Below are 7640 nucleotides of genomic sequence, written 5' to 3' on the forward strand. Positions count from 1 at the left end.
ATCGCTTCTTGACCATTTCACCCCCCAGTGTTGCGCGGGCCCGTCACTGCAACGGCCGACTGGACGTTACCGGAGTAAGTCGACGACTGAACCACCCGATGCCGGGCGGGATCAACGCACTGGGCAGAACCGGAAATCCTAGATGAATTTTCACATTCACGCGGCCTTTCCGACCCCCTTCCCACCACTGGGTGAAGTCAGCGTATGGCGGAGCGTAGCCAGGAGTAGCGGCTGAGTATGGGAAAAGCGGGACACGCGCGTTCCGCACGCGGTGCCGGGGGGAGAACGTCCATGAGTGTCATCCGACCGACGACCGTAGAGGTCGAGACGTCGCTAAGGCTCGTCGCACCTGACGCCACCGCCTTGCCGGTGCGCGCCAGTCTGCGCTACGACCCTGCTGACCCGTATGCGGTCCATGTCCTGTTCCACGCCGAATCGGCCGGTGGCGAGGCGGTGAGTTGGTCCTTCGCCCGCGAACTGCTGGTCACCGGGCTCGACGAACCGGCCGGCATCGGCGACGTGCGGGTCTGGCCGTGGGCCACCCCGCGCGGCGACTTCGTCGCCCTGGCGCTGTCGTCGCCGGACGGCAATGCCCTGTTCGAGGTGCCTCGCAGCGTGCTGGTGCGCTTCCTGCGGCGGACCTACGTCGTCGTCCCGCGCGGCCGGGAGGCCGAGCACCTGGACGTCGACACGGCGGTGAACCGGCTGCTCGCCGGGCGCTGACCACGACGGAGCCGGGGCCGCGCGGATCTGCCGAGTCCGCGCGGCCCCGGCCTGTCCCGGAAGTACGCGGGCAGCCGCAGCCCTGCCGTCACGCGACCCGGTCACACCGGTCATTCGCCCCGGCCACGCCGCCCGGCGGCGTAACCGTCCGTAGCGGTGACGCCGCGGTACCGACCGCCACGCTGTTCACCCGTGCATGGTGATGCGGGCCGCCACGCTGTTCACTGTGCGTGGTGATGCTGGCTGCCGCACAGTTCACCCGTGCGTGGTCATGCCCCCGTCGACCGGGATAACCGCGCCGGTCAGGTAGGCGCCGGCCCGGGACGACAGGTAGATCGCCGCGCCCGCCATGTCCTCCGGCCGGCCGATCCTTCCCAGCGGCACCTGGGTCTCGATGGCCGCCCGGGACGTCGGGTCGTCCAGCGCGAACGCCATCATCTTGCTCTCGAACGGCCCCGGCGCGATCGCGTTGACGGTGATCCGCTCGCCGGCCAGTTGGTGGGCCAGGCTGCGGGTCAGCATGTGCACCGCCGCTTTGGTCGCCGAGTAGGCGTACACCTCCATGAGCGGTACCCGGATGCCGTCGATGGAGCCGATGTTGATCACGCGGGCCGGGTCGTCGGCGCTGGCGGCGGAGCGCAGCGCCGGCAGCAGCGCGGTGGTCAGCCGGAAGACCGCCTTGACGTTGACCGCCCACAGCTTGTCGAACGCGCTCTCCGGGTAGCTCTCCAGCGGTGCGCCCCAGGTGGCGCCGGCGTTGTTGACCAGTACGTCGAGCTTGTCGACCCGGTCCTGGACGGCCGCGGCCAGCGTCTGCGCGCCCTCGTCGTGGCTGAGGTCGGCGGGGATCGCCTCGCAGGTGCCCTGCGCGGACAGTTCCTTCGCCACCGCCTCGCAGACGTCCGCCTTGCGCGAGGAGATGATCACGTGCGCGCCGGCGGCGACGAAGCCTCGGGCGATCATCAGCCCGATTCCCCGCGAGCCGCCGGTGACCAGGACCGTCTTGCCGTCGACCGAGAACAGATCGTTCATGCCCATCCTCTCGCGAGCTCGACCGGGCCGGCCGGGTACCGAGGTCGCCGGCACGGACCGCCCGGCCGCCACGGCGACCAGACCACTACCGATCGGTAACCTAGCCGCAAGCCGGCACCGCGACAACCCCGCCCGACCATCCGGGCGGCAAACGCGCAGGCCGGAGGAGATGCGTACGACCCGATAGCGGGCTAACGTCGCAGGTGATGGTCCCTTCCGGTCACCTCGCCACGGCCCTGCCCGACGCTGCCGTTGGCTCAGTCGAGATCGACACGATCACGCTGTGTGACCTTGCGCCCGCCTCCGGATGGCGACGTCCGGTGCTGCTGGACCGAGAGTTGATCATGTTGGCCACGAGCGGCCACGGCTTCGCCGAGGTGGACTTCCGCGCGCTGCCCTGCCGACCCGGCACGCTGCTGCGGGTCCGGCCCGGGCAGGTGCTGCGCTGCACGCCGCCCCAGTTGGACGCCACGGTGGTCCGCTGGCACCCGGCGACGCTGCACGGGCTGGACGTCGACGCCGACGACGGGCCGACCTGGGTCCAGCTCGCCGGCGAGGACGAGGACGCGGTCATCAACGAGGTGAGCCAGTTGACCGTGGACTCCCGCCGGCACGGGGATGTCCCGGCGGCCCGTAGCCTGCTGCGCCATCAACTGACCGTGCTGCTGCTACGACTGAGCATGCTGCCGACGGGGGCGCGGCGGGCGGCGCGCCCGGAGGAGGCCACCTTCCGCCGGTTGTGCCGCGAGGTGGAACTCGACTACCAGCGCACCCGCCGAGTGGAGGACTACGCCGACCGGCTGGGCTGCTCGGTGCGTACGCTCACCCGGGCCTGTCTGGCCGCGACCGGGCGCAGCGCCAAGCAGGTGGTGGACGAGCGGGTCGCGCTCCAGGCCAGCCGGCTGCTGGCCGCCACCGATCAACCGATCGCCTGGATCGGCCGGCAGCTCGGGTTCTCCGAGCCGACCAACTTCGGCCGGTTCTTCACCCGCGAGGTCGGGGTCAGCCCCGGCGCGTTCCGGGCCGCCCGGGAGCAGCCCGGACCACGTCCGGTCGTGCGACCCCGCCCACCCGCCGACGCGGCCACCGACACGTGGCGGGCCTGACCGGCGCGACTCGGCTCGCCCGGCGACTCCCCGGCCGGCGCTCGTTGGGCATGATGGCAGGGTGCAGATCTCCGCGCGTGGTGACTACGCGGTGCGGGCGGCGCTGAGCCTCGCCGCCGCGTACCCGTCTTTGCTGTCCACCCAGACCATCGCCGCGGAACAGGACATGCCCCGCAAGTTCCTTGAGGCGATCCTGGCCGACCTTCGCCGGGCCGGCATCGTCCGCGCCCAGCGGGGCGCCGAGGGTGGCTACGCGCTGGCCCAATCGCCGCGTGAGGTGACCATCGGCGCGGTGCTGCGGGCGGTGGAGGGGCCGCTGGCCGGCGTACGGGGTCTGCGGCCGGAGGAGACCCACTACGACGGGGTGGCACAGCACCTGCCGGGGTTCTGGGTCGCGGTGCGTGCCTCGCTGCGGCAGGTGGTCGACGAGGTGAGCCTGGCCGATGTGGTCAACGGCCGGCTGCCGGCCCACGTCCGGCGGCTGACCGCCCTGCCGGACGCCTGGGAAGCCCGCTGAGGGGCCTGTCCACTCCATCCCGCACCCCCGACCCGGCTGCCGCTGCACCACGCCGTTCTGTCCACGATGGTGGTCGGCCACGGCTTCCACCGCGCCCGGCGGGGTTTGGCGGATCCGCCGCACGGGCATCTTCGACGGCGCAGGGACTGCGACGAAGGGAGGCCCGCGATGGGTCTGATGTTCCGCAAACGCAAGAAGTTCGGTCCGTTCATCCTGCACTTCACCGAGAACGGCTACTCGTCCTGGAGCATCAAGCTCGGCCGGTGGTCCTGGAACTCGCGGGCCAAGGCGCACCGGGTCGACCTGCCCGGTCCGCTGTCCTGGAAGCAGGACAAGTCCCGGGCCTGAGATCCCGAGGTCGAGCGGGACGCCGGTGTTCACCGGCGTCCCGCTCGGTGTGCGGGATTGGCCGATCGGACCGGCGGGCGACCGGCCGGACCGGACAATCTCGACATGAACCAGAAACCGGATCCTTCGAAGGAGCGTCGCCGGGCCTGGCTGGCCTGCGTCCTGCTCGCCGTGATCTATTTCGTCGTCCCGGTGGAGATCGACACCAACACCGCCCGGATGGGCGTACGCGTCCTCGTCAGCCTGCTGACGGTGGGTGTGGTGGCCTGGTTGGTGACCGGTCTGGTCCGCCGCCAGCTCACCGCGCCGACCCGGGAGGCCCGTTCGCTGGCGCACCTGGCGGTGGCCCTGGTCGCCGGGCTGCTCGCCTTCGCCCTCGCCGACTACGTCATCGCCCGGGTCGCGCCGGCGCAGTTCGTCGACCTGGAGACCCGGATCGACGCGCTCTACTTCGCGTTGACCACGCTGACCACCGTCGGGTACGGCGACGTGCACGCCCAGGGGCAGCTCGCCCGGGTGCTGGTCAGCGTGCAGCTGGCGTTCAGCATCGGGGTGATCGCCACCGGCGCGTCCCTGTTGGTCAAGCAGTTCACCGCGCGGCCGTGACCAGCACGTCGCCGCCGAGCCGGCCGTGCTCCGGGTCGCGGGTCACCAGACCCTCGTCGAGCAGCGTGGTCAGCGCCCGCGACGCGTCCACGGCCCGGTACGCGGTGGCGGTGACGGCGTACCGGCGCAGCTCGGTGACCGTACGCGGGCCGTGGGCCAGCTCGGCCAGCAGGGCGCGGCCCAGCGGTTCCGGGTCCACCTCCGGTGCCGGCGACAGTGGTACGCCGTGCGGGTCGAGGTAGCGGAGCCCGGCCGCCCACAGGTTGTCCTTCAACGCCTCCAGGCTGCGGTCCGAGCCGGTGCCGAAGCCGATCCGTCGGCCGGTGTCGGCCAGCTCCACCTCGGTGCACAGCGGGAAGCCCGCGTCGGTCAGCGCCGGCCGCAGCGGCGTGCCCGCACCGGCGAGCACCAGCGCCTCGGCGTGCCGCCCGGCCGCGGCGGCGGTCAGCGCCACCGGGTCCACGGCACCGACGGCGTCCAGGTAGGACAGCACGGGTGCGCCGGCAGCCCCGGCCGCCCGGAGCGCCACCGGGAGCCGGCTCGGCGGGCCGGGCATCAGGTGCACCGCCACCTCGGGCGGCAGCCCCGCCTCGACGGCACCGAGCCGGGTCGGCAGGTCGGCGGTGCCGTCGGCGAGCACCAGCACGGTGATCCGGCAGCCGCGCAGCCGTACGGCGTGCTCGCCGGCCACCCGTAGGGCTTCCTCGGCGGGGCGCGGGTCGCTGCCGTCGTACCCGAGGGCGACGGTGGCTCGCCGGACGCGGCGCAGCGCGGCCGGCAACCAGCTCCGCAGGTGTGGGACGAACAGCTGGTGCCCTACGGCGTCGGTCGGCATCCTGTCGTTCTACCGCACCGGGCGTCCGCGCCGCCGGGCACCCGCCCAGGCTGGCTCCGGATGCCGCTCAGGCCGGCACCGAGATGCCGACCCCGCCGCGGGTGTCCCCGCCGTAGCGGCGGATCTCGGCGGCCAGGTCGAGCCGGCCGATCCTGGTCCGGGCGGCGAGCGCGGCGTCGTCCAGCCGGTCGGCCGGCACCAGCCAGACCACCTCGAACTCCAGCCCGTCCGGGTCCTGGCCGTAGAGGCTCTTGGTGGTGCCGTGGTCGGAGCTGCCGACCAGCGCGCCCGCCTTGGTCAGCCGGTGGGCGGTGACGGCCAGTTCGTCCAGGGTGTCGACCTCCCACGCCAGGTGGTAGAGGCCGACGGTGGCTCGGCCGGCGGTCGACCGGCCGGCCCGCGCGCCGATCTCGAACAGGCCGAGGTCGTGGTCGTTGGTGGAGCCGGGTGCCTGGAGGAAGGCGGCGCCGCGGAACCCCTCCGGGGTCATCGGTACCCGGCGGAAGCCCAGCACGTCGCGGTAGAACGCGACGCTGCGGTCGAGGTCACTGACGTAGAGGACGGCGTGGTTGAGGCGGTGGATTCCCATGTCACCGAGGCTAGCCCGTTTTTGTTGAACGCTCAACTACCTTCGGTATGATGGTGCTCATGACCCGCTGGCTGGATCCGGACGAACAGCGCACCTGGCGGGCGTTCCTGGCCGCCTCCCGGGCGCTGATGGAGACGCTCGACCGCGAGCTGCAACGCGACGCCGGGATGCCGCATGCCTACTACGAGATCCTGGTACGCCTCTCCGAGGCGCCGGACCGCCGGCTGCGCATGAGCGAACTGGCCGACGCGACCGGCTCCTCACGCAGCCGGCTCTCCCACGCGGTGGCCAGACTGGAGGCGGCCGGCTGGGTCCGCCGCGAGGACTGCCCGACCGACCGACGCGGCCAGCTCGCCCTGCTCACCGACGACGGCTTCGCCACCCTGGCCGCCGCCGCGCCGGGCCACGTCGAGGGGGTACGCCGGCACCTGTTCGACGCGCTCAGCCCGGCCCAGGTCGACCAGCTGCGCCGGATCAGCGAGGCGTTGACCGATCACCTGACCCGGCCCTGACCAGATCCTGACCGAACCACTCCGGCGCGGGTCTTGTACATACCGTCGTCGGTTGAGCACGATGGGGCGTGCCCTCCGGCTTCGGTGAACTGACTGATCAGGCGCACGACCTGGTTTCCGCCGGCGATCTCGCCGGTGCCCAACGGCTGCTGGCCGACGCGTTGACCGGCGCCGACCCGCGCCCGGCCAACGCGACACCCGAGATCGCCGAGGCGGCCAGCCTGCACGCGCGGGTGCTGGTCGCGCTCGGCGAGCCGCACTCGGCGCGGGGTTGGGCCGCCTTCGCGTACGCCGCCACCAGCCGGCTGCACGGCCGCTCCGACCCGCGTACGGTGGCCGCCGCGGCGACCCTTGCGGCGGTGCTGCACCGGGTGGGCAGCTGGTCCCGGGCGGCCCGGCTGTACCAGGAAGTGATCATCGAGCTGACCGCGGCGGACGGGCCGGAGTCGCTGCGGGTGCTCGCCGCGCACGCCGACCTGGCCACCGTGGAGTACGCCCGCGGCCAGTGCCAGGTGGCCCGCGACCGGCTCCAGGACGCCTGGGAACTGCACCGCGAGGTCTACGGCGACGGCCACCCGAGCGGGATCAAGATGCTGGCCCGGCTCGGGTCGATGCGACGCGACTGCGGGCAGTTCTCCGAGGCGCACGACAACCTGGCCCTGGCCCGGGAGCTGGCCCGTCAGCATCTCGCCCCGGACGACCCGCTGACCACGCAGGTGGCGGCGCTGGCCCGGGGCGCGGCCAATCCGGACCACGTCTGTGCCGACACGCCGCCGGTGAGCGCGCACGATCCCGTCGTGCCCGCCGCCCGCATCCCGCCACCCGGCGAGGCCCCGCCGACACCGACCTGGCCGGCACCGCCCGAAGCCCCGCCAGCACCGGCCTGGCCGGCATCCGAGGACAGCTCGTCCGCACCCGCCGCGCCCGCAACCGCCTCGCCAGCCTGGCCCGCATCCGACGACGAGCCGACTTGGCCCGCATCCGACGACGAGCCGACTTGGCCCGCATCCGACGACGAGCCGACCTGGCCTGCACCACCGGCCGACGCCTCGCCCGCACCCGCCTGGTCCGCGCCGGCCGACGACGAGCCGTCCGTCCCGGTCCGGCCTACGTCGCCCGACGACGTCCCGTCCGCACCAACCCGGCCCGCGCCCGCCGACGACTACGAGCCGACCTGGCCGGCGGAGACCGATCCGCCCGCGCCACCCCACCGGGCCGGGGAGCAGCACCCCGCGGAGGGCTACCACCCCAGCCAGGGCTATTACCGGGCCGGCGATCCAGCAGCGGGCGAGCCGCCGACCGGTGCGACGCATGTGCCCACGCCGCGGCAGCCCGCGGACGGCCCGGCCGGGCCACCGGAGGACTGGTGGAC

The 7640-nt window shown here is 73.1% G+C and carries 10 protein-coding genes; 7 read left to right on the forward strand and 3 right to left on the reverse strand.

Features of this window, described 5'->3' with window-relative positions:
* The first annotated feature begins 291 nt into the window (after positions 1 to 291).
* Positions 292 to 723, forward strand: a complete 432-nt coding sequence (locus C1I95_RS12570) for an SsgA family sporulation/cell division regulator (protein ID WP_007457244.1) — start codon at positions 292 to 294, stop codon at positions 721 to 723.
* Positions 724 to 978: 255 nt separating this feature from the next.
* Here C1I95_RS12570 and C1I95_RS12575 read toward each other — a convergent pair whose 3' ends face one another.
* Positions 979 to 1755: a glucose 1-dehydrogenase gene (locus tag C1I95_RS12575; RefSeq protein WP_111213993.1), complete on the reverse strand. Its 777-nt coding sequence runs from the start codon at positions 1753 to 1755 to the stop codon at positions 979 to 981.
* Positions 1756 to 1961: 206 nt separating this feature from the next.
* On the opposite strand from C1I95_RS12575, the gene C1I95_RS12580 reads away from it, so the two are divergent.
* The 4 genes from C1I95_RS12580 (at position 1962) to C1I95_RS12595 (ending at position 4332) form a co-directional block, all read left to right on the forward strand.
* Positions 1962 to 2861, forward strand: a complete 900-nt coding sequence (locus tag C1I95_RS12580) for a helix-turn-helix domain-containing protein (RefSeq protein WP_111213994.1) — start codon at positions 1962 to 1964, stop codon at positions 2859 to 2861.
* A 61-nt stretch (positions 2862 to 2922) separates the two neighbouring features.
* On the forward strand, positions 2923 to 3378 hold the full coding sequence (locus C1I95_RS12585) for an RrF2 family transcriptional regulator (RefSeq protein WP_111213984.1): 456 nt from the start codon (positions 2923 to 2925) through the stop codon (positions 3376 to 3378).
* A gap of 168 nt (positions 3379 to 3546) precedes the next feature.
* Complete coding sequence (locus tag C1I95_RS12590) at positions 3547 to 3726, forward strand: DUF4236 domain-containing protein (protein WP_111213985.1); 180 nt, start codon at positions 3547 to 3549, stop codon at positions 3724 to 3726.
* Positions 3727 to 3831: 105 nt separating this feature from the next.
* Complete coding sequence (locus tag C1I95_RS12595; protein ID WP_111213995.1) at positions 3832 to 4332, forward strand: potassium channel family protein; 501 nt, start codon at positions 3832 to 3834, stop codon at positions 4330 to 4332.
* Here C1I95_RS12595 and C1I95_RS12600 read toward each other — a convergent pair.
* Positions 4316 to 5167, reverse strand: a complete 852-nt coding sequence (locus C1I95_RS12600) for a hypothetical protein (protein ID WP_111213986.1) — start codon at positions 5165 to 5167, stop codon at positions 4316 to 4318. The two genes, C1I95_RS12595 and C1I95_RS12600, sit on opposite strands and share 17 nt — an antisense overlap.
* Before the next feature lie 67 nt (positions 5168 to 5234).
* On the reverse strand, positions 5235 to 5756 hold the full coding sequence (locus tag C1I95_RS12605; RefSeq protein ID WP_111213987.1) for a VOC family protein: 522 nt from the start codon (positions 5754 to 5756) through the stop codon (positions 5235 to 5237).
* Between the two features lie 50 nt (positions 5757 to 5806).
* Between C1I95_RS12605 and C1I95_RS12610 the strand changes: the two genes are divergently transcribed.
* Positions 5807 to 6268 carry a MarR family winged helix-turn-helix transcriptional regulator gene (locus tag C1I95_RS12610; protein WP_111213996.1) on the forward strand — a complete coding sequence of 154 codons (462 nt, stop codon included), beginning with the start codon at positions 5807 to 5809 and terminating at the stop codon, positions 6266 to 6268.
* A gap of 68 nt (positions 6269 to 6336) precedes the next feature.
* Positions 6337 to 7640: tetratricopeptide repeat protein (locus C1I95_RS12615; protein WP_111213988.1), on the forward strand; the 1304-nt coding region annotated here is incomplete at its 3' end.

It is taken from the genome of Micromonospora craterilacus (assembly GCF_003236315.1).
Lineage (GTDB): Bacteria > Actinomycetota > Actinomycetes > Mycobacteriales > Micromonosporaceae > Micromonospora > Micromonospora craterilacus.

What these genes read in the sequence shown, in the direction of transcription:
- C1I95_RS12595 (WP_111213995.1), top strand. Translation starts at nt 3,832, where the DNA reads ATGAACCAGAAACCGGATCCTTCGAAGGAGCGTCGCCGGGCCTGGCTG.
- C1I95_RS12590 (WP_111213985.1), top strand. Translation starts at nt 3,547, where the DNA reads ATGGGTCTGATGTTCCGCAAACGCAAGAAGTTCGGTCCGTTCATCCTG.
- C1I95_RS12600 (WP_111213986.1), bottom strand. Translation starts at nt 5,167, where the DNA reads ATGCCGACCGACGCCGTAGGGCACCAGCTGTTCGTCCCACACCTGCGG.
- C1I95_RS12605 (WP_111213987.1), bottom strand. Translation starts at nt 5,756, where the DNA reads ATGGGAATCCACCGCCTCAACCACGCCGTCCTCTACGTCAGTGACCTC.
- C1I95_RS12575 (WP_111213993.1), bottom strand. Translation starts at nt 1,755, where the DNA reads ATGAACGATCTGTTCTCGGTCGACGGCAAGACGGTCCTGGTCACCGGC.
- C1I95_RS12580 (WP_111213994.1), top strand. Translation starts at nt 1,962, where the DNA reads ATGGTCCCTTCCGGTCACCTCGCCACGGCCCTGCCCGACGCTGCCGTT.
- C1I95_RS12570 (WP_007457244.1), top strand. Translation starts at nt 292, where the DNA reads ATGAGTGTCATCCGACCGACGACCGTAGAGGTCGAGACGTCGCTAAGG.
- C1I95_RS12610 (WP_111213996.1), top strand. Translation starts at nt 5,807, where the DNA reads ATGGTGCTCATGACCCGCTGGCTGGATCCGGACGAACAGCGCACCTGG.